This window comes from Streptomyces sp. NPDC057877 (assembly GCF_042796855.1).
Taxonomy (GTDB): domain Bacteria; phylum Actinomycetota; class Actinomycetes; order Streptomycetales; family Streptomycetaceae; genus Streptomyces.
In genome coordinates, this window is sequence record NZ_JBHVMS010000004.1 from 717,283 (window position 1) to 735,796 (window position 18,514).

General features: G+C 71.5%; 16 protein-coding genes and 1 pseudogene. 9 read left to right on the forward strand and 8 right to left on the reverse strand.

Going from position 1 to position 18,514, the window contains the following annotated elements:
* Window positions 1-38 precede the first annotated feature (38 nt).
* The 3 genes from ACFVQG_RS14745 to ACFVQG_RS14755 all read right to left on the reverse strand — a co-directional run bounded on the left by ACFVQG_RS14745 (window position 39) and on the right by ACFVQG_RS14755 (window position 4,517).
* Window positions 39-1,127: a type III polyketide synthase gene (locus ACFVQG_RS14745; RefSeq protein ID WP_383381532.1), complete on the reverse strand. Its 1,089-nt coding sequence runs from the start codon at window positions 1,125-1,127 to the stop codon at window positions 39-41.
* Between the two features lie 313 nt (window positions 1,128-1,440).
* Complete coding sequence (locus ACFVQG_RS14750; RefSeq protein ID WP_383381534.1) at window positions 1,441-3,708, reverse strand: MMPL family transporter; 2,268 nt, start codon at window positions 3,706-3,708, stop codon at window positions 1,441-1,443.
* 86 nt (window positions 3,709-3,794) lie between these two features.
* Window positions 3,795-4,517: a DUF2993 domain-containing protein gene (locus ACFVQG_RS14755; RefSeq protein ID WP_383381537.1), complete on the reverse strand. Its 723-nt coding sequence runs from the start codon at window positions 4,515-4,517 to the stop codon at window positions 3,795-3,797.
* Window positions 4,518-4,591: 74 nt separating this feature from the next.
* Here ACFVQG_RS14755 and ACFVQG_RS14760 point away from each other — a divergent pair, with 74 nt between their 5' ends.
* The 3 genes from ACFVQG_RS14760 (at window position 4,592) to ACFVQG_RS14770 (ending at window position 6,974) form a co-directional block, all read left to right on the forward strand.
* Window positions 4,592-5,218 carry a TetR family transcriptional regulator gene (locus ACFVQG_RS14760; protein WP_383381540.1) on the forward strand — a complete coding sequence of 209 codons (627 nt, stop codon included), beginning with the start codon at window positions 4,592-4,594 and terminating at the stop codon, window positions 5,216-5,218.
* Window positions 5,219-5,361: 143 nt separating this feature from the next.
* The gene (locus tag ACFVQG_RS14765) at window positions 5,362-6,135 is read left to right on the forward strand and encodes an IclR family transcriptional regulator (protein ID WP_383381543.1); all 774 of its coding nucleotides are present in this window, start codon (window positions 5,362-5,364) and stop codon (window positions 6,133-6,135) included.
* On the forward strand, window positions 6,132-6,974 hold the full coding sequence (locus ACFVQG_RS14770) for an SMP-30/gluconolactonase/LRE family protein (protein ID WP_383381546.1): 843 nt from the start codon (window positions 6,132-6,134) through the stop codon (window positions 6,972-6,974). The genes ACFVQG_RS14765 and ACFVQG_RS14770 overlap by 4 nt, the downstream gene beginning before the upstream one ends.
* Window positions 6,975-7,104: 130 nt before the next feature.
* Here the strand turns inward: ACFVQG_RS14770 and ACFVQG_RS14775 are convergent, their stop codons facing one another.
* The 5 genes from ACFVQG_RS14775 to ACFVQG_RS14795 all read right to left on the reverse strand — a co-directional run bounded on the left by ACFVQG_RS14775 (window position 7,105) and on the right by ACFVQG_RS14795 (window position 12,657).
* Window positions 7,105-8,487, reverse strand: coding sequence for an NAD(P)/FAD-dependent oxidoreductase (locus tag ACFVQG_RS14775; RefSeq protein WP_383381549.1), 1,383 nt, complete (start codon window positions 8,485-8,487; stop codon window positions 7,105-7,107).
* Window positions 8,477-9,652, reverse strand: coding sequence for an MAB_1171c family putative transporter (locus ACFVQG_RS14780; RefSeq protein ID WP_383381747.1), 1,176 nt, complete (start codon window positions 9,650-9,652; stop codon window positions 8,477-8,479). Before ACFVQG_RS14780 ends, ACFVQG_RS14775 begins: the two co-directional genes overlap by 11 nt.
* 8 nt (window positions 9,653-9,660) lie before the next feature.
* Window positions 9,661-10,833, reverse strand: coding sequence for an MAB_1171c family putative transporter (locus ACFVQG_RS14785; RefSeq protein ID WP_383381552.1), 1,173 nt, complete (start codon window positions 10,831-10,833; stop codon window positions 9,661-9,663).
* Window positions 10,830-11,336 (reverse strand): toxin, encoded by a 507-nt coding sequence (locus ACFVQG_RS14790; RefSeq protein ID WP_383381555.1) that lies wholly within the window; start codon window positions 11,334-11,336, stop codon window positions 10,830-10,832. Before ACFVQG_RS14790 ends, ACFVQG_RS14785 begins: the two co-directional genes overlap by 4 nt.
* Window positions 11,337-11,418: 82 nt before the next feature.
* Window positions 11,419-12,657, reverse strand: a complete 1,239-nt coding sequence (locus ACFVQG_RS14795; protein WP_383381558.1) for an MAB_1171c family putative transporter — start codon at window positions 12,655-12,657, stop codon at window positions 11,419-11,421.
* Between the two features lie 234 nt (window positions 12,658-12,891).
* Between ACFVQG_RS14795 and ACFVQG_RS14800 the strand changes: the two genes are divergently transcribed.
* The 6 genes and pseudogenes from ACFVQG_RS14800 to ACFVQG_RS14825 all read left to right on the forward strand — a co-directional run bounded on the left by ACFVQG_RS14800 (window position 12,892) and on the right by ACFVQG_RS14825 (window position 18,433).
* Window positions 12,892-14,250, forward strand: coding sequence for an extracellular solute-binding protein (locus ACFVQG_RS14800; RefSeq protein ID WP_383381561.1), 1,359 nt, complete (start codon window positions 12,892-12,894; stop codon window positions 14,248-14,250).
* Window positions 14,247-15,188: a carbohydrate ABC transporter permease gene (locus ACFVQG_RS14805; protein WP_383381564.1), complete on the forward strand. Its 942-nt coding sequence runs from the start codon at window positions 14,247-14,249 to the stop codon at window positions 15,186-15,188. Before ACFVQG_RS14800 ends, ACFVQG_RS14805 begins: the two co-directional genes overlap by 4 nt.
* Window positions 15,185-16,048 carry a carbohydrate ABC transporter permease gene (locus tag ACFVQG_RS14810; RefSeq protein WP_383381566.1) on the forward strand — a complete coding sequence of 288 codons (864 nt, stop codon included), beginning with the start codon at window positions 15,185-15,187 and terminating at the stop codon, window positions 16,046-16,048. The genes ACFVQG_RS14805 and ACFVQG_RS14810 overlap by 4 nt, the downstream gene beginning before the upstream one ends.
* A 48-nt stretch (window positions 16,049-16,096) precedes the next feature.
* Window positions 16,097-16,312 (forward strand): annotated as a pseudogene (locus ACFVQG_RS14815) (family 43 glycosylhydrolase); the annotation flags it as partial.
* A 91-nt stretch (window positions 16,313-16,403) separates the two neighbouring features.
* Complete coding sequence (locus tag ACFVQG_RS14820) at window positions 16,404-17,912, forward strand: alpha-N-arabinofuranosidase (protein WP_383381569.1); 1,509 nt, start codon at window positions 16,404-16,406, stop codon at window positions 17,910-17,912.
* Window positions 17,913-17,965: 53 nt separating this feature from the next.
* Entirely contained in the window at window positions 17,966-18,433 is a 468-nt protein-coding gene (locus tag ACFVQG_RS14825; RefSeq protein WP_383381572.1) for an RrF2 family transcriptional regulator, read from the forward strand.
* The last annotated feature ends 81 nt before the right edge of the window (window positions 18,434-18,514 follow it).

The following is an 18,514-nucleotide window of genomic DNA, read 5'->3' on the forward strand; positions in this document are numbered from 1 at the left end:
GTGCCTGGAAGGTCCCGCGGGGGTGCGGGCCGGGGTGTTCAGGAGGAACGCCGCAGGAGGGCCGCGTAGAGGGTGAGGCCGGGGCCGAAGGCCATCGCGACCACGGGGCCGTCGTTCTTCGGCAGCCGTTCCAGGACCATCAGCACGGTCGGCGAGGAGCAGTTGCCGCACTCGTCGAGGACGCCGTAGGAGGCGTCGAGGGCGTCGTCGGGCAGGGCGAGCCGCTCGCCGACGACTTCGAGGATGCGCTTGCCGCCGGGGTGCACCGCCCAGCCGGTGACCTCCTCGGGGGTGAGCCCGTGCGGGGCGAGGAGCTGGTCGCGGATGACGTCGCCGACGTGGTTGGCGAGCATGTCCGGGACCTTGGGCGACAGGCCCATCTTGAAGCCGAGGTCGGTGATCTGCCAGCTCATCAGGTCGGCGGTGCTGTGGTCGGTGACGGCGACGACGTCGATGACCTCGAAGCCGCTGCCCGCGTCCGGCTCCAGGACGACCGCGGCGGCGGCGTCGGCGAACAGCGCGTGCGCCACGATCTGTTCCATGTCCCGGGTGGGCGGCTGGACGTGCAGCGACGTCAGCTCCAGGCACAGCAGCACCGCCGGACGCCCGCGCGAGGCGACGAAGTCGGAGACGGCACCCAGCGACGGCACGGCCGCGTAGCAGCCCATGTGGCCGATGAACAGCCGCTGGACCCTGCTGCTCATGCCCAGCTGGTCGGCGAGCCTTAAGTCCAGGCCCGGGGTGGTGTAGCCGGTACAGGAGGCGACGGCGAGCAGGCCCACGTCCTGCGGGTCGAGCCCGGCGGAGTCCAGGGCGGCGGTGACGGTGCGCATCCCGAGCGGGACCGCCTCCTCTATGTAGCGCTCCATGCGCTGGCCGGTGCTCCAGCCGGACACCTCCCGCTCACTGCGCGGGTCCACGGCCGTGGCGCGGGAGCTGATGCCGGAATTCTCGAATATCCGGCGGGCCAGCGGAAAGCCGTCGTAGTGCTCGTGGAAAAAGTCCTGCCAGAGTTCCTCCTGGCTGGAACGGGTGCTGGGAAAGGAATGCGAGGAACCGGTGATGACCGGGCGGGCGGCGGCCCGCAGGCCATGCGGGGCCGGGGCGAGCTTTTCTTCGAGTTGCATGCTGATTCCTTTACTTAGGGCAGCTGCGAAGGCAGCCGAAAATGGCCCTTTGAGGGTTGGGATAGGGAATCGTGCATGGTCGGGCCCAAGCGTCTTTGCGCAGGCCAGCCGGGCATCATTGCCCAGGCGCAACGGGCGCGGCAAGTGACTGCCGGATGTGCTCCGTGTTGTCAGTCAAACACAGCCCGCCAGGCGGAATCAAATGTTCCGGAGTTAATTTCCTCGCTGGTAACACTGAGGACGAAAAAACGTCGGCTCATCCTCCGGGTAACCCCGGAAGATGAGCCGGTTGAACGCCTTTTTCTGTCTGGAATTAGCGCCTGGTGAATTCGGCCACAGGCTCGTCGGCTTTCTGCCGTGAGGTTTCCAGCCGGGCCCCCTCGATATCCAGGTCGGGCAACGCCCGCTCCAGCGCCCGCGGCAGCCACCACGCGCCGCGCCCCACCATGGCCAGCACCGCCGGTACGAGCGTCATCCGGACCACGAAGGCGTCCACGAGCACCCCGAACGCCAGCGAGAACGCGATCGGTTTGACGATGGCGTCCTCCGAGGTCACGAAGCTGGCGAAGACGAAGAACATGATCAGCGCCGCCGCCGTCACCACCCGCGAGGCGTGCCCGGCCCCCTCGACCACCGCCTCCCGTGCCCTGCCCCCGCGCACCCACTCCTCACGCATCCCGGAGACCAGGAACACCTCGTAGTCCATGGCGAGTCCGAAGAGGACCGCCATCAGCACGATCGGCAGGAAACTGACCACGGGCCCGGTCCTGGCCACCCCCAGCGCGTCGGCCAGCCACCCCCACTGGAAGACGGCCACCACCGCGCCGAACGACGCCGCGACCGACAGCAGGAAGCCCGCGGTGGCCTTCACCGGCACCACCAGCGAACGGAAGACCAACAGCAGCAGGACCAGGCACAGCCCGACGACGACCGCCGCGAACGGCACCAGGGACTCGGTGAGCCGGTCGGACACGTCGATCCCGATCGCCGTGGTGCCGGTGACCGACACCGCAGCCCCGGTCTCCCGCTCGATCGTGCCCGCGTCGGCGCGGATCGCGTCCACCAGATCCTGGGTGGACTCGTCCTGCGGACCACCGTCGGGCACCACCTGGATCACCGCCCGCCCGGATTCCGGCGCGTACTGCGGCGGGGAGACCCTGACCACGTCCGGCAGTTGCTGCAACCGCTGCGCCACGGCCGCCGTCTGCCGCTGCCCGGCCTCGCCCCGCGCGTCCGCCTCGGCCAGCACCAGCAGCGGCCCGTTGAAGCCGGGGCCGAACGCGTCCTCGACGGTGTCGTACGTCTCCCGCTGCGAGGTGTCGTGCGCGGCCGAGCCGTTGTCGGGCAGGGCGAGACGCAGGTCGGCGGCGGGGATCGCCAGGGTGACCAGGGCGGCGACGGTGCCGAGGAGGACGAGGAGGGGGCGACGGGTGACGAACTGGGCCCAGCGCTTGCCCATCACGGGGGCGGGGGGCTTCGCCGTGTCCTTTGCTGCGCCGGTTTCGCCGTCGCCGGAGGTCTCGCGGCTCTCCTGCTCCTCCTCCCGCGCCGCGCGCCGTGCCGCCCGGGAGTCCGGGCGCGGGGTGAGCCGGTCGCCCGCGAAGCCGAACAGCGCGGGCAGCAGTGTGACCGCGACGAGTACGGCGATCAGTACCGTCACCGCGGCGCTCAGGCCCATCACCGTCAGGAACGGGATGCCGACGACGGTCAGCCCCACCAGCGCGATGACGACCGTCGTCCCGGCGAAGACCACGGCGCTGCCCGCCGTGCCCACCGCGCGCCCCGCCGACTCCTCCGGCGTCATGCCCCGGGCGAGCTGGCCGCGGTGCCGGGACAGCACGAACAGGGCGTAGTCGATGCCGACCGCGAGCCCCAGCATCAGCGCCAGGCTGAGCGCGGTGGAGGAGACCGTCACCCCGTTCGACACCGTCAGCAGTCCGGCGAGGGCGATGCCGATCCCCACGAAGGCGGTCAGCAGCGGCATCCCGGCCGCCAGCAGCGACCCGAAGGTGATCACCAGCACGCCCAACGCGACGGCCACACCGAGCAGTTCGAGCACGGTCGGGGTCAGCACGCCGTTGCCGTACGCCTGTCCGCCGACCGAGACCTCGAGCCCCGCCTCCTCGGCTGCCCCGGTGGTCTCCTCCAGCGCGTCCAGGGTGCCGTCGTCGAGGTCGGCGCGGTCGACGTCGTAGTTGACCTGGGCGAGCGCGGTCCGGCCGTCCGGGGTGACGGTGCCCGCCCGGTCGGGCGGGATCACCGCGGCGACCTGCGGCGCGTCCTGCGCCGCCGCGAGGGTGCGCTGGATCCCGGCGGCGGTCCGCTGACCGGTGACCGTCTGCCCCTCGGGCGCGGTGAACACGATCTGCGCGCTGGTCCCGGCGGCGGCCGGGAAGTCCTCGGCCATGGTGTCCTGCGCCTGCTGGGACTCCGACCCCGGGATGGTGAACTCGTTGTCGAGCTTGCCGCCCAGCACGACGAGGCAGGCCACGGCCGCCGTCAGCACGGCCAGCCAGGCCGCCAGGACGAGCCGCCGTCGGCGGTGCGCGCCGATGCCGAGCCGGTAGAGCCATGTCGCCACGGGAGTGCTCCTTGTGCAGTGGTGGCAGAAGGGGGCTTGGGGGAGGGAGGGAGGGAGGAGGGAGCCGGGAGCCGGGCCCGGGAGGGTCACGCCTTCACGGTCGACCTGCCGCCCGTCAGGTCCAGGCGCAGCCCGGTCGAGGTGACGGAGAGCCGGTCGGGCTCCAGGCCGAGTGGCAGTCCGGTCAGGTCGACCTCTTGGGGAGTGGCGTTCTGCAGCAGTTGGTCGGCGAGGCCCGGTGGCACCACGCGGTCGCCGATGCGGACCTCCGTGCGCTCGAACCGGATGGACTCCTTGTCCTGGTGCAGGACCGGCCGGAACCCGATGGTGATCCGTCCGGCCGGACCGGCGACCACCACCAGCTCACCGGTGGCCGGATCCGTCGTCACGGCCGCCGCCCCGCCCATCGCCCCGTCCGTCACCGTGCCGAGCGCGGCCGTCAGGGCGTCGTGCGGCAGCTCGGCGGTGACCCGCGAGTCGCGCACCGACAGGCCGTCGCCGGTGCGGACCACGTCGTCCAGCTCGGCCTCCAGGTCCACCCCGCTGAACCGCCGGAACGTCGCGTCCTGTCCGGAAACCTCCACCCGCGGGAAGGTGCCGCGGGCCAGTTGCAGCATCACGGGCGTGGGTCCGAAGCCGACGTCGATGCCGGTGTGCAGGCGGCGCTCCATCCGGTCCGCGAACCGGTCCGCCGCGCTGTGCCGTGCCACGGCCTCCGCGACGCCCCCGGTGACCAGCACCGCACCGATCACTCCGAGGGCCACCAGGCGCCCCCGGCGGGACACGCGCCTCATCCGCAGAAGTGTCATGACTGACAGCATAGTCAAAGTGTCATGACTGACAGATTCTTTCCCGTCGCTTTTCGGCCTGCGATACTCCTCACATGTCAACCGTCGAGTCGCAGGGAGTACGTCAGCCGCGGGGGCGGCGCGAGGCCCACAAGGCGGCGACCCGCAAGGCGCTCCAGGACGCCGCGCACCGCATGTTCGAGGAGCGCGGCTACACGCACACCACCGTGCGGGACATCGCGGCGGCGGCCGGGGTCACGGAGCGGACCTTCTTCCGCTACTTCCCCTCCAAGGAGGACCTGGTCCTCGACGAGGTGCTGGACCTCATCCCCGTGATGCGCTCCATCGTCGTCGCCCGCCCCGCCGGGGAGGGCCCGTACGACGCCGTCCTGGGCGCCGCGCTGGAGCTGATCGCCGACCGTGGGGTGGGGCTGATGTTCAGCGGTCCGCCGCAGCGGTTCCCCGGGCAGCCGGTGCGGCAGTTCCTGCCGGTGCTGACCCAGTTCGAGGAGGGGCTCGCCGGGGCGCTGGAGGAGCGGCTGTCGGGGGCGGGGGAGCCGGAGGACGCCGTCGCGCTGCGGGCGGCGGTGCTGGCGCGGGCGGCGGTGGGGGCGATGCGGTCGGCGCTGTTCGCGTACGCGGTACTGCCGGAGGGCGAGCGGGGGCCGGAGGCGGCGCCGGATCTGCTGCGGGCGGCGTTCGGGTGCCTGCGGGAGGGCTAGCGCCTGTCGTTTGGGGCTCACCGGGCCATTGCCCCGGCAAAGACTCCATGAGTAGCCTGTGTTCGCGATTCCGACCGTCAGTTGAAATATCGAACAACCGGCGGTGGGGCTACACGTTCTCTCCGACAGAAGGGGGGCCGGTCGTGGGACGTCTCGTACCCGCCGTGACCCGGGCTCTCGACATCCTTGAGCTGTTCCTCGACGGGGACGGCACGCTCTCCGCCCCCGACATCGTGCGCAGGCTGCAACTGCCGCGCACGACCGTGCACGAGCTGGTCACCACGCTCGCCGCGCGGGCGTACATCGTCCCGGTGCCCGGCCAGCCCGGCCGCTACCGGCTGGGCGTACGCCCGTACCAGCTCGGCAGCCGCTACGCCGAACAGCTCGATCTCGCCGCCGAGGGCCAGCAGGTGGCCCGCTCGGTCGCCGAGACCTGTGACGAGACGGTGCACGTGGCGATCCTGGAGGGCACGGACGTCATCTACATCGCCAAGGTGGACTCCACGCACGCCGTGCGCATGGTGTCCGCCGCGGGCCGCAGGCTTCCGGCGCACTGCACCTCCGTGGGCAAGATGCTGCTGGCCTCCCTCCCCGAGCCGGAACTCACCTCCCGGATCCCCGACGGGGCCGAGCTGGTCGCGATGACCCCGAACAGCATCACCGACCCGGGCGCGCTGCGGGAGACCCTTTCGGAAATCCGGGAGCGGGGCATCGCCGTGGAGAGCCGGGAGTCCAACCCCGACGTCTCCTGTGTGGCGGCGCCGGTCCGGGACCGTACCGGGAGGGTCGTGGCGGCACTGTCCATCTCCGTGCCGATGATCCGGTGGAGCGACGAGCGCCGGGTGGAGCTGGAGCAACTCGCCGCGAAGGGCGCCGCCGACCTGTCGGAGCGCCTCGGCCACCGGAGCGTGGCATGAGCTACGAGGTGGCGGTGCGCGCGCAGGCACAGCTGGGCGAGGGCCCGACGTGGGACGCGGCGACGGGGCGGTTGCTGTGGATCGACATCCTGGGCTCGCGGGTGTACGGCTTCGACCCGGCGACGGGCGCGCGCGGCGTCCGCCGCACGGACCAGCACGTGGGCGCGGTGAAGCCCCGCGCGGGCGGGGGCCTGGTGCTGAACCTGCGGGACGGGGTCGGCCTCCTCGACCCCGACGACTCCTTCCGCTGGCTGCACCACGAGCCGGTGCCGGGCCGCCGCGCCAACGACGCCGCGGTGGCCCCGGACGGTTCGCTGTGGGCGGGCACGATGCGGTACGACGAGGCGGTGGGCGGTGGCACGCTGACCCGCTACACCGGCGACGGCTCGGTCACGCCGGTCCTCGACGACGTGACGGTGAGCAACGGCACGGGCTGGAGCCCGGACGGCCGCCTCATGTACTACATCGACACCCCGACCCGCCGGATCGACGTCTTCGACCACGATGCGGGCGAGGTGACCAACCGCCGCCCGCTCGCCGAACTCCCGGACGGCGCGGGCTACCCCGACGGCCTGACGGTCGACGCCGAGGGCTGCGTCTGGGTCGCCCTCTGGGACGGCGCGGCCGTCCACCGCTACACCCCCACGGGCGCCCTGGACCGCGTCATCCCCCTCCCGGTCCCCCGGGTGACGGCCTGCGCCTTCGGCGGCCCGGACCTGACCGACCTCTACATCACCACGGCCCGCGTGGGCCTGCCGTCCCCGCACCCCCTGGCGGGCTCACTCCTGGTGGTCCCGGGCGCGGGGAAGGGGGTGGCGCAGCCAGCGTTCGCGGGCTGAGAGGCCCCGCGGGTCGCTGCCGTGCCGCCGTAGCAGCGGGCCTTCGTGCCGCTGGGGCGGCACGGGTGGGCGCGGCGGCACCCCGCGGCGCCGGGCCGCGCAACGCCCCCCGCCCAGCCCCCGCGCCGGATCACGTCCGGTCCAGCGTCGCCAGTATCTTCCGCTCCCCCGGAGTCAAGGGCGCTTCGGGGGCGGCGGGAACCAGGGGCCCGGCCAACGCGGCCAGCACCGCACTCGGATGGAAGAGACGGGTGGGCGCGCTGTGCAGGCTCGTGACATCCCACACGGCGGCCGCGGCGTCGTAGGACCCGGTGGCCGCCTTCATGATCCGCCGGGTGTACGTCGTGACGAGACGATCCGCCGCCGTGGGCCGCCCCCCGCGGACACCCGGGTACAGCACGTCCTGGCTGACCGCCATCGACCACGCCGCGTCCACCGACCGCGCGGCCCCCCGCTGCACCCGCCGGGCAAGACCAGGCCGCCCCAGCCCCCCACGCCGCAGCTCCGCGGCGAGCACCCGCGCCCCCATCGCGGCCACCGACATGCCCTGCCCGTAGGCCGGGTTGAACGTCGTCAGCGCGTCCCCGAGGACCAGCAGCCCCTCGGGCCAGTACGGCGCCCGCTCCAGATAGCGGCGGACGTTGCTGCTGGACCGGCTGAGGTGGACGTCGGTGAGGGGCTCCGCACCGGAGATCAGACGGCCGACTATCGGGTCCGGCAGCTCCAGGGTGTAGCGCAGGAACCCCTCGGGGTCGGCGGGCGGCTCACCGCCCCGGGTGCCCGCGAGGCTCACCATCCAGCGGTCACCCTCGATGGGGAGCATCATGCCGCTGCGCCCCGGCCGGGACACGTACGGATTCGCGTGCACGATCGTCAGCGGAAAGCGCTCCGCGCCGGACGGCATGCGGTAGATGCGCGTGGCGTTGACCAGCCCGGAGTCCACCGTCCGCTCCCGGATGCCGGTCAGACCCAGCGTGGGCAGCCACGTCATGATCCGGGAGCCACGACCGCTCGCGTCGACCACGAGGTCGGCGGTCAGGTCGGCCGAGTCGTCGAGGCGCACCCCGTGCACCCGGTGCGCGCCGCCCAGCAGCCCGGTCACGTTCGCCTTGCGGAGGGTGACGCCCGTGGACGTCCGCACCGCGTCACGCATCACCCAGTCCAGCAACGCCCGGCTGCACGTGATCATGCTCGGCCCCTCGCGCCGCCACCGGTGCAGCCACCCCTCCGGCGTGAGGGCGACCATGCCCGAGCTAAAGGAGATCTCGTGCGCACCGGCCGCCAGGAGCCGCTCGCGCACGTGGACGCCGGGCAGCAGGCTCTCCATGGCGGCCAGGCCGCCCGCCATCAGGAGGTGGGCGTGGCGCCCCTGGGGCAGGCCCTTGCGGTGCTCCGGCCCCTCCGGCAGGTCGTCGCGGTCCAGCACGATCACTTCGTCCACGGCGGTCGACAGGGCCGACGCGGCCAGCAGACCGGCGAGGCCCGCACCGATGACGACAGCTCTACGCGACATGAGGCTCCTCGGATTCAGGGGCGTTGACCGTACCTGCGGGTACGGCGGTGGGTGAGCGGTGCAGGGCCCGTGCCAGCTCCACCAGTTCGCCCGTCCCGGAGACCTGCGTGGCGTGGAGGCGGTACGTGCTGGGCTCGTCGAACGGCGCCTCCCGCGCGGCGGCTCGGCGCGCGGCGTCGGTGAGCATGGCCGCCTCGGCGGCGACACGGGCCGCCCCGCCCACCAGCCCCGCGCGCAGGGCGGCCTGGTGGGCCCGTTCCCGGACCTGGTCGTCGAAGTACGGGGCGAGGGCGAGCAGCGCGTCGTGGATGGACACCTCCCGCCACTGCAGCCGCGCCTGGGGGAGGTCCCACCAGGACGTGGGCGGCTTGGGGGCGGTGGAGACGTAGCGGACGAGGGACCACAGCGGGGTCAGCCGCCGGTAGTCGCCCAGGCCACGCCAGTGGGCGGAGAGGGAGGGCAGCAGGCGCGGCAGGACGAAGCCGGCCGAGCACAGCAGCGCGGCGAGCGAGGCCATCGGCGGGGCCACGGAGGTGGAGAGGGCGTCCAGGTCATGACCGCACCAACGGGCCACCACGGCCGTGTACTTGGTCAGCTGGAACCCGGTCACATCCAGCGCCCCGCCGAGGACGATCAGCCACAGACCGGTCCGCAGGAGTCCGGTGACCTCGCTGGCCCACTTCACGCACACGGTGCACATCGCCACCGTCGCCGCGGTGTGCCCGAGGAGGTAGAGCAGGATCATCTCGCGCATGTACGGCGTGTTGGCGTAGTACGTGTCCAGGTCACGCAGGCGCTCCGTGGACGCGTCCGCGAGCGCGAACAGCACGACGATCGCGACCACCAGCAGCCCGTAGGCGGCCATGCTGCGCAGCACCATGCGCCGGACGCGCTCGCGCGGGCCGCCCCGCCAGTTGATCAGCAGGATCAGCAGGGAGCAGCTGTACGCGGTGAGCATGCCGTACGTCAGCGGCGCGCCGAAGTTGGGGATGCCGGTGAGGTCGTTGACGGCGGCCAGCGTCAGCGGGGCGGAGCAGACGAAGACGGTCGCGCCGAGGATGATCGCCACGCACGTGGAGAGGGTGAGGGGGTTGCGTGGGCGGCGGAACAGCAGCACACCGGAGAGGAAGAGGGCGGTGGCGGCCAGGTAGACGACGTAGCTCATGGTGCTGTTCATGCGCTGCCCGTCGTGGTCGTGCCGCTCGGGACGCGGGCGGACGCCAGGAGGACGGGGTCGGTCAGGGCGTCGGCGATGCGGGTGAGGGCGGCCGGGTCCGGGAGCGGGTCGAGGAAGCTCACCGCGGGGGCGTTCGGGTGCCCGTGGGCGTCGCTGTCCGCCGCCGCGACGATCACCGCGGCCCAGGCGGCGTCCCGCGCCCGCGCGGCGTCGCCGAGGGTGTCCAGGACGGCCTGGTGGGTCCGGTCGTAGACGGAGCGGTCGAGGTGGGCGCCGAGGTGGCCGAGCGCGTTGTGGATGCTGGTCTGCCGCCACATCAGCCGGGTGGCGGGGGAGGCGGGACGGGGCCGGGGCAGGCGCAGGGAGTGGCGGGTGAGGACGTCGTCCAGGGCGCGTTCCAGGGGCGCGAGCCGCGCGTACGTCCGCCGGGCCTGCCGCCACTGGGCCAGCCGGGGCGCCGCGAGCGGCAGCAGGACGCCGGTGACGGTGACCAGGGCGCCCAGACCGGCGGCGGCCGGGGCGACGGTGGTGCCGAGCGCCGACCAGTCGTAGCCGCACCAGCGGGCGACCACGGCGACCAGCTTGCTCACGCTGTACCCGGAGGCGCACAGGGTGCCGATGCCCAGCACGGTCAGGCCGGTTCGCAGCCAGCCGTCCACGTGCCGGGCCCAGCGCAGCGCCGAGAGGGTGGTGACGGTCACCGCGGTGAGGTGCGCGGCCAGGTACAGCACGATCATCTCGGCGATGAACGGCGTCGTCGCGTAGTAGGTGTCCAGGTCGGTACGGCGCTCCACGGGGGCCTCGCCCAGCGCGAAGGTGGCCGCGATGCCGACGACGACACAGGCGTAGGCGAGGATCCAGCGGCGGGCGGTGCGGTGCACCCGGGGGCCGCCGCGCCAGTAGACGACCAGCACCTGGGAGGCCGCGCAGTAGGCGGTGATCGCCGCGTACGTCAGGGGCGCGGCCAGGTTGGGCTCCCCGCTGAGGTCGTTGATGGCGCCGACGGTCGGCGGCGCCCCGAGGAGGAAGCACAGCCCGGCCAGGCCCAGCACCGCGCAGATCGTCCGCAGGTACGGGTCGCCGCGGTGGCGTGCCAGGTCGGGGGCCTTGAGCAGCAGGGCGAGCCAGAGCACCGTACAGCTGGCGTAGTTGATGACGCTGCCGCTCATCTGCGTGTCCCACGGTAGTTGAGGGCGGCTCCGATGCGCCCGGCGAGGTCCTCGGCGCCGTCGGCCGTACGGTCGGAGGAGGCGTCCAGCCAGGACCGCAGCCGACGGCCCATCAGCATGCCGAAACGGTCCGCCTCTTGTTCCTCCGACAGGCTGAAGTCGGTGCGCGCCGCGACGAGTTGAGGACGTACCCGAGGGGCGGGCGCGGCGTCGGCCTGTCGTCTGTTCATGTGCCAGACCTCGTGACAGAAGATCACGATCTGGTGCCACACGGCGGCCCGCTCGTCGATGACGACGTCGTCGTGCGTGTCCCGCTCCAGCCACAGTCCGCTCGCGGTGTGCGGGGGGAACGCCCGCCGGTGGACGTGCACCTGACGGCCCCGCCAGGCGCTGACGGATGCGACGAGCGCCTCGAAGAGAACCTCGGGATCGGCCGGTACCGGTACCTGTATCGGGTCGATGAGCACGTCAGCGAGGCGCCGCATCTCCTTCCTCGTACGCACCGTTCTCCCCCTGCTCGACTGGATGTCGCCTGGTCACCTGAGCACTATGCCAAGACACATGAGACCTGAGCCACCTTCTCGGCTACTCGGTGACCCGCACACTGCCCTCCGGGAGGGCGGCGCGGACGCGCACCGCCCGGATGTCGTCGGGCTGCCGCAGCGCCCGGGACACGGCCCCGATCTCCCGCAGCAGGTCGGTGGTGTCCGGGTCGTCGCCGTCACCCGAAGGCCGCGGCCCGGCGTCGATCGTGTCCAGGATCGCCACCACCGAGGCCAGGGCCCTGGCCCGCTCCGCCGGGTGGCCCAGGGCCCGCGCCGCGTCGTAGGAGCGTTGGTGCAGGTCCTCGTCGAGGTGCTGGGCCAGCGGCAGCAGCGCGTCGCGGATGAAGGTCTCCCGGCGGGTCAGCCGCAGCTCCGGGCTGGCGCGCAGCACGAAGGGGACGCGGTCGCCGGTCGCGGCGCGCATCAGCAGGTACAGGGGCCGCAGTTCGTGGTGGGCGAGCCGGAGCCGCCAGCGGCCGTGCAGATACTGTCCGGCGTGCGGCAGGATGAAGCCGACGGCGATCAGCACGGCGGACAGACAGGCCACCGGCGGCGCCACGTTCGCGTTCAGCCAGTCCAGGTCGTGGCCGGTCCAGCGGGCGACGACGGCGGTCAGTTTGGCGGCGTCGAAGACGAGGTTCATCGCGTAGCCGAGGCCGAGGAACTTCAGCCCCCAGCGCAGCCAGGCGTCGAGTCCGTCGGCGCGGATCCAGTTCCACAGCAGCTTCGAGGTGATCAGGACGGCGGTGGTGTGCGCGAGCAGGTAGAGCAGGATCTCCTCGCGCATGAAGGGCGTGGTGGCGTAGTACGTGTCCAGGTCGCGCAGGCGTTCCTCGGGCACCTCGGCGAGGACGAACAGCACCCACAGCGCGACGATCACGCCGGAGTAGCCGGAGACGACCCAGCGCCGGGTGCGCCGGGTGGTGGCCGACTGGTCGGACAGGCCGTTGCGCCAGGCGGTGATCAGCCAGAGGCAGGCCCCGCAGTACGCGGTGAGGAGCGAGTACACCCAGGGTGCCGAGATGTTGGGCACGCCGGTGACCCGGTTGACCCAGGCGATGGTCGAGGGCGCCACGAACACGAACACCGCGCAGCCGAGCAGCAGCAGTCCGCCGACCGCGCGCAGCAGCGGATCGCCCCAGAGCCGGATGATCGTCGGCAGTTTGAGCGCCAGGGCGGCGGCCAGGACTCCGGCCGGTATCCACCAGAACGAGGTGTAGAACCCGCTGATGAACTCGGCGGGACCCGGTGCCGTCGTCAGCGCGCCCGCGTAGTGCATCGGCCCCCCTTCTGACGCCACGCGGCGACCGGTTCGAGAGTACGCGGCGGAAACGGTCCGCGTCAGTCAGTCCACTGACCGTAGTCCGACCGACTGTGACCGCGCTTCGCAAACTTCTGCCTGATCGTTTCTGTCCGATCCATTGACGCGAAAGCTTCGCCGACCTACCTTCCCGTTCGAAGTTACGAGCGTCATCCGAAATGTCGAACGCATCGATGACAGTAAGGGCAGGCAATGGGACGACCTGGCCTGAATCGCAGGCAACTGCTCGCGGCAGCGGGTGGTCTGACCGTCGCCGGAAGCTTCGGCTTCGCGGCGCTCGGCACCGGGGCCGACGCACTCGCCTCCGGGGCGGACGCCCGGGTGCGCTACTGGAACCTCTTCAGCGGCGGCGACGGCTACAACATGATCGCGATGCTGGACGCCTTCCGCCAGGCGAACCCCGGCATCGACGTGAAGGACTCCACCCTCCAGTGGGGCAACCCCTTCTACACCAAGCTCGCCATGGCGGCGGCGGGCAACCGCGCGCCCGACCTCGGTGTCATGCACCTGGGCCGGGTCACCGGCTTCTCACCCGGCCGCCTCCTGGACCCCTGGGACGTCGACCTGCTCGCCAGGTACGGCGTCAGGGAAGCCGACTTCAACCCGGAACTGTGGAAGCGCGCCGTCGTCGACGGCAAGCTCTACGCCCTCCCCCTCGACATCCACGTACAGCTCTGCTTCTACCGCAAGGACGTGCTCCAGCAGGCGGGCCTGCTCGGCGCCGACGGCAAGATGGTGCCCGTCACCTCGCCCGACGAGTGGTTCGACGTCCTCAAGGAGGCCAAGAAGGCCACCAGGGACGGCCTCCAGACCCTCGGCTTCTGGCACAGCGACCAGAACTTCCAGTGGTGGTTCTTCGTCGCCTTCTACACCCAGCTCGGCGGCACCTGGTTCAACGACGCCCACACCGAGGTCACCTTCGACACCGGCAAGGCCACCCAGGTCCTGGAGTTCCTGCGCCGCCACATCACCGACGGCTACGCCAACCCGAACTTCGGCGGCGGCGCGGGCGCCGAACAGTTCGTCAACGGCGGCCCCTTCGCCTGGGAGGGCAACTGGTCGGTGCCGGTCTTCACCGGAGCCGAACTCGACTACGGCGCCACCCCGCTGCCCGCCGTCTTCGGCCAGCAGGCCACCCACGCCGAGTCGCACGCCTTCGTCCTGCCGCACCAGTCCGGCCGCGGCGGCGCCGCCAACGAGGCCGCCCACCAACTCGCCGCCTACATCGTGCGGAACGCCCAGGCCTGGGCGGGCGGCGGCCACATCCCCGCCTACACCCCCACGCTGTCCTCACCCGAGTACCAGAAGCTGACCCCGCAGAACGAGTACGTGACGGCGATGGACCACCAGGCCACCGAGCCCAAGGTGTGGTTCGCCGGATCCACCGGCACCCTCGCCCAGCGCGTCGGCCCCGTCGTCGTCTCCTCGACCACCGGCTCCGCCCAGCCGGAGGCCGCCGCCCGCCGGATGCGGGGCGCCCTCACCCAACTGCTCGCCATGCCCAACCCCATGGACGGCAAGACCGCCGCGCAGGGAGGTGCCGTCGCATGACGACGACCAGCGCACAGACCCTCGTCACCCCGGCCCGCGCCAGGACCGCCGCGCGCAGCGCCACCGCCCGCCGCAGGCAGGGCTTCCAGCACGGCGGCTGGTTCATCGCCCCGTTCCTCGCCCTCTTCGCCCTCTTCGTGCTCTGGCCGCTGCTGCGCGGCCTCTACCTCAGCTTCACCGACGCCAACATCTCCGGCGAGGGCGCGAGCTTCGTCGGCCTCGACAACTACCGCGAGGCCCTCAAGAACCCGACCATGTGGGACTCGCTCGGCCACAGCGCGTACTTCACGCTCCTGGTCGTGCCCTGCATCACCGTCCTCGCCTTCCTCCTCGCGATGCTGGCCCACCACATCGAGCGCGGCAGATGGCTGTGGCGGCTCTGCTTCTTCGCCCCGTTCCTGCTGCCCTCCACCGTCGCCGCCAACCTGTGGCAGTGGCTGTTCAACCCCGGCACGGGCATGGTCAACCACGTCTTCGGCCTGGAGACCCCCTGGCTGACCGACAAGTCCTACGCCATGCTCGCCGTCGTCATCACCACCCTGTGGTGGACGGTCGGCTTCAGCTTCCTGCTCTACCTCGCCGCCCTCCAGGGCATCCCCGCCCACCTCTACGAGGCCGCCAAGCTGGACGGCGCGGGCGCCTGGCACCGGATCGTCCACATCACCCTGCCGATGCTGCGCCACATCACCGGCCTCGTCGTCGCCCTCCAGATCCTCGCCTCGCTCCAGGTCTTCGACCAGGCCGTGGTGATGCAGGACTTCGGCCCCGGACCTGAGGAATCGACCCGGACCTTCGTGCAGTACACCCTTGAAGAGGGCTTCACCAGCTACCGCGTGGGCTACGCCTCCGCCATCTCCATCATCTTCTTCGTGATCATCGCGGCCGTCGCCCTCGCCCGGATGTGGCTGCTGCGCAACCGTGAGGAGGGCGCCCGATGAGCACCCCCGCACCACCGATACGGGTCAAGCCGCGCAAGGCCTGGACCCCCAGCCAGATCATCCTCACCCTGCTGGGCGCGACGGTCTCCGCCGTCTTCCTCTCCCCCCTCGCCTGGGCCCTGTTCACCTCCCTGAAGTCGGAGACGGAAGCCGTCGAGGTACCCCCGCACTGGCTCCCGAACGAGTGGACCGGCCAGGCCTGGACGGCGATCTTCGAGACCGGCAACATCACCAACTGGTTCGTGAACTCCCTCGTCGTCTCCGTCTGCGTGACCACGATCGTCCTGGTCACCTCCGCCCTCGCCGGATACGGCTTCGCCCGCACCGAGTTCCGCGGCAAGAACGTCCTGCTCGGCCTCGTCATGGCGGGCCTGATGGTCTCCCCGGCCGTCCTGGGCGTCCCCCTCTTCACCACCGTCCAGCAGATGGGGATGGTCGACACCTACTGGGGCATGATCCTTCCCCAGTGCGCGCCCGCCGCGATGGTCTACATCCTCTACAAGTTCTTCCAGGGCATCCCGCGCGAACTGGAGGAGGCCGCCTTCATCGACGGCGCGGGCCGCTGGCGGGTCTTCTTCACCATCGTCGTCCCCCTGGCCCGCCCCTCCCTCGCGGCGGTCGGCATCTTCACCTTCATCGCCTCCTGGAACAACTTCCTGTGGCCGTACATGGTGACCAACAACCCCGACCTGATGACCATGCCCAACGGCATCGCGACCGTCATGAACTCCTACGGCATCCAGTGGGCCCAGCTCATGGCGGGCGGCCTGATGGCGGGCCTCCCGCTGATCGTCGTCTTCGTCTTCTTCCAGCGACAGATCGTGGCGGGCGTCGCCCACACGGGACTGGCGGGCCAGTGACCCAGCGCAGAGCAAGACCACCGACCACCGGAACGCCATCGCCCCCTCAAGGGCCCTTACGTCGACAGCACGGGCAAGCCCATGCTGGAGGGCGGCGGTGACCTGCTCCTGGAAGACCACGGCCGATTCGTCGGCACGGGCGGCCAGTCCGTGTTCAGGGACAGGGGCACCGACTGGCTGGCGTACCACTACTACGACGCACAGGACGAGGGCACGCCGAAGCTGGGCCTGCACAGGCTCCACTGGCAGAAGAACGGCTGGCCCATCGCCCTCCAGCGGCACGGGGAACCGCGCCACCAGCCACCGAAGACCCGCAGACGCCAACGAACAGAACCCACCCACCCGAAAGGCGACCATGCACGACACCGCCCGCTTCACCCTCGACCCCGCCTTCACCATCGGCGAAGTCAACCCCCGCCTGTTCGGCAGCTTCGTGGAACACCTCGGCCGCTGCGTCTACACCGGCATCTTCGAGCCCGGCCACCCCACCGCCGACGACTCCGGCCTGCGCCAGGACGTCCTCGGCCTCGTCCGCGAACTCGGCGTCACGGCCATCCGCTACCCCGGCGGCAACTTCGTCTCCGGCTACAAGTGGGAGGACTCGGTCGGCCCCGCCGAGGAACGCCCCCGCCGCCTCGACCTCGCCTGGCGCTCCACGGAGACGAACCGCTTCGGCCTCTCCGAGTACATCGCGTTCCTGAAGAAGGTCGGCCCGCAGGCCGAGCCCATGATGGCGGTCAACCTCGGCACGCGGGGCGTCGCGGAGGCCCTGGAACTCCAGGAGTACGCCAACCACCCCTCCGGCACGGCCCTGTCGGACCTCCGTATCGCCCACGGCGACAAGGATCCCTTCGGCATCAGGCTCTGGTGCCTGGGCAACGAGATGGACGGCCCCTGGCAGACCGGCCACAAGACGGCGGAGGAATACGGCCGCATCGCCGCCGAGACCGCCCGCGCCATGCGCCAGATCGACCCGTCCGTGGAACTGGTCGCCTGCGGCAGCTCGGCCCAGTCGATGGAGACGTTCGCCGAGTGGGAGGCGACGGTCCTGCGGGAGACGTACGACCTGGTCGACCACATCTCCCTGCACGCCTACTACGAGCCGCTCGACGGCGACGTGGACTCCTTCCTGGCGTCGGCCGTGGACATGGAGTCCTTCATCGAGAACGTCGTCGCCACCTGCGACCACGTGGGCGCGCGCCTGAAGTCGAAGAAGAAGATCAACCTGTCCTTCGACGAGTGGAACGTCTGGTACATGGCGGGCACCGACGCCAAGGTCGGTGACCTCGACTGGCCGGAGGCCCCCCGCCTGCTGGAGGACAACTACAGCGTCACCGACGCCGTCGTCTTCGGCTCGCTCCTCATCGCCCTGCTCCGGCACGCCGACCGCGTCACCGTCGCCTGCCTCGCGCAACTGGTGAACGTCATCGCGCCGATCATGACGGAGCCGGGCGGCCCGGCGTGGCGGCAGACCACGTTCTTCCCGTTCGCGCAGGCGTCCAGGTACGGCCGCGGCGAGGTCCTGGACGTCCGCGTCGACTCACCGACGTACGAGACGAGGAAGTACGGCGAGGCGGACCTGCTGCACGCCACCGCCGTACGCGCCGAGGACGGCTCGGTCACCGTCTTCGCGGTGAACCGCGGCCGTACGGAGCCCCTGCCCCTGCGCGTCGCCCTGAACGGCCTCGACCTCACCCGGGTCGTCGAGCACAGCGCGCTGTCCGACGCCGACCCGAACGCCCGTAACACCCTGGACGACCCGGAGCGGGTGGCGCCGCACGCGGTGGAGGGCACGGCGCTCGAGAACGGCACCCTGACCGCCGTACTGGAGCCGCTGTCCTGGAATGTGATCCGAATGAGCTGATACCGCGCCCGTCCGGTGCGCCGTCGCGTCACGGCGCACCGGACAATGGCGGCATGAGGATCTCGGCACGGGCGGACTACGCGGTGCGGGCGGTACTGGAGCTTGCCGCCCGGCAGGGACAGGGCGGCGACCCGGTGAAGGCGGAGGCCATCGCCGCGGTACAGGACATCCCGCACAAGTTCCTGGAGGGCATCCTCGGCGATCTGCGCCGCGGCGGGATCGTCGAGAGCAGGCGCGGCGGCAGCGGCGGCTACCGCCTGGCCCGCGACCCCGCGGCGATCACGGTCGCGGACGTGATCCGCACGGTGGACGGCCCGATCGTGTCGGTGCGCGGCGAACGCCCGAACAGCCTGACGTACACGGGCACGGCACAGCCCCTGCTGCCCCTCTGGATCGCGCTGCGCGCCAACGTCCGCAAGATCCTGGAGGGCGTCACGATCGCCGACATCGCGACGGACGCCCTGCCGGAGGAGGTACTGCGGCTGGCGGCGGAACCGGCGTCCTGGGAGAACCCGGTCTGATTCCGTCCGGACCCCGTACCTTCACAGCTTCCTAAGCCAGTCCTCAGCTTGAGCCACTACCGTCACGTCTCACACCCGGCT

What these genes read in the sequence shown, in the direction of transcription:
- ACFVQG_RS14760 (WP_383381540.1), top strand. Translation starts at nt 4,592, where the DNA reads ATGTCAACCGTCGAGTCGCAGGGAGTACGTCAGCCGCGGGGGCGGCGC.
- ACFVQG_RS14785 (WP_383381552.1), bottom strand. Translation starts at nt 10,833, where the DNA reads ATGAGCGGCAGCGTCATCAACTACGCCAGCTGTACGGTGCTCTGGCTC.
- ACFVQG_RS14780 (WP_383381747.1), bottom strand. Translation starts at nt 9,652, where the DNA reads ATGAGCTACGTCGTCTACCTGGCCGCCACCGCCCTCTTCCTCTCCGGT.
- ACFVQG_RS14810 (WP_383381566.1), top strand. Translation starts at nt 15,185, where the DNA reads ATGAGCACCCCCGCACCACCGATACGGGTCAAGCCGCGCAAGGCCTGG.
- ACFVQG_RS14770 (WP_383381546.1), top strand. Translation starts at nt 6,132, where the DNA reads ATGAGCTACGAGGTGGCGGTGCGCGCGCAGGCACAGCTGGGCGAGGGC.
- ACFVQG_RS14745 (WP_383381532.1), bottom strand. Translation starts at nt 1,127, where the DNA reads ATGCAACTCGAAGAAAAGCTCGCCCCGGCCCCGCATGGCCTGCGGGCC.
- ACFVQG_RS14805 (WP_383381564.1), top strand. Translation starts at nt 14,247, where the DNA reads ATGACGACGACCAGCGCACAGACCCTCGTCACCCCGGCCCGCGCCAGG.
- ACFVQG_RS14825 (WP_383381572.1), top strand. Translation starts at nt 17,966, where the DNA reads ATGAGGATCTCGGCACGGGCGGACTACGCGGTGCGGGCGGTACTGGAG.
- ACFVQG_RS14800 (WP_383381561.1), top strand. Translation starts at nt 12,892, where the DNA reads ATGGGACGACCTGGCCTGAATCGCAGGCAACTGCTCGCGGCAGCGGGT.
- ACFVQG_RS14820 (WP_383381569.1), top strand. Translation starts at nt 16,404, where the DNA reads ATGCACGACACCGCCCGCTTCACCCTCGACCCCGCCTTCACCATCGGC.
- ACFVQG_RS14795 (WP_383381558.1), bottom strand. Translation starts at nt 12,657, where the DNA reads ATGCACTACGCGGGCGCGCTGACGACGGCACCGGGTCCCGCCGAGTTC.
- ACFVQG_RS14755 (WP_383381537.1), bottom strand. Translation starts at nt 4,517, where the DNA reads ATGACACTTCTGCGGATGAGGCGCGTGTCCCGCCGGGGGCGCCTGGTG.
- ACFVQG_RS14775 (WP_383381549.1), bottom strand. Translation starts at nt 8,487, where the DNA reads ATGTCGCGTAGAGCTGTCGTCATCGGTGCGGGCCTCGCCGGTCTGCTG.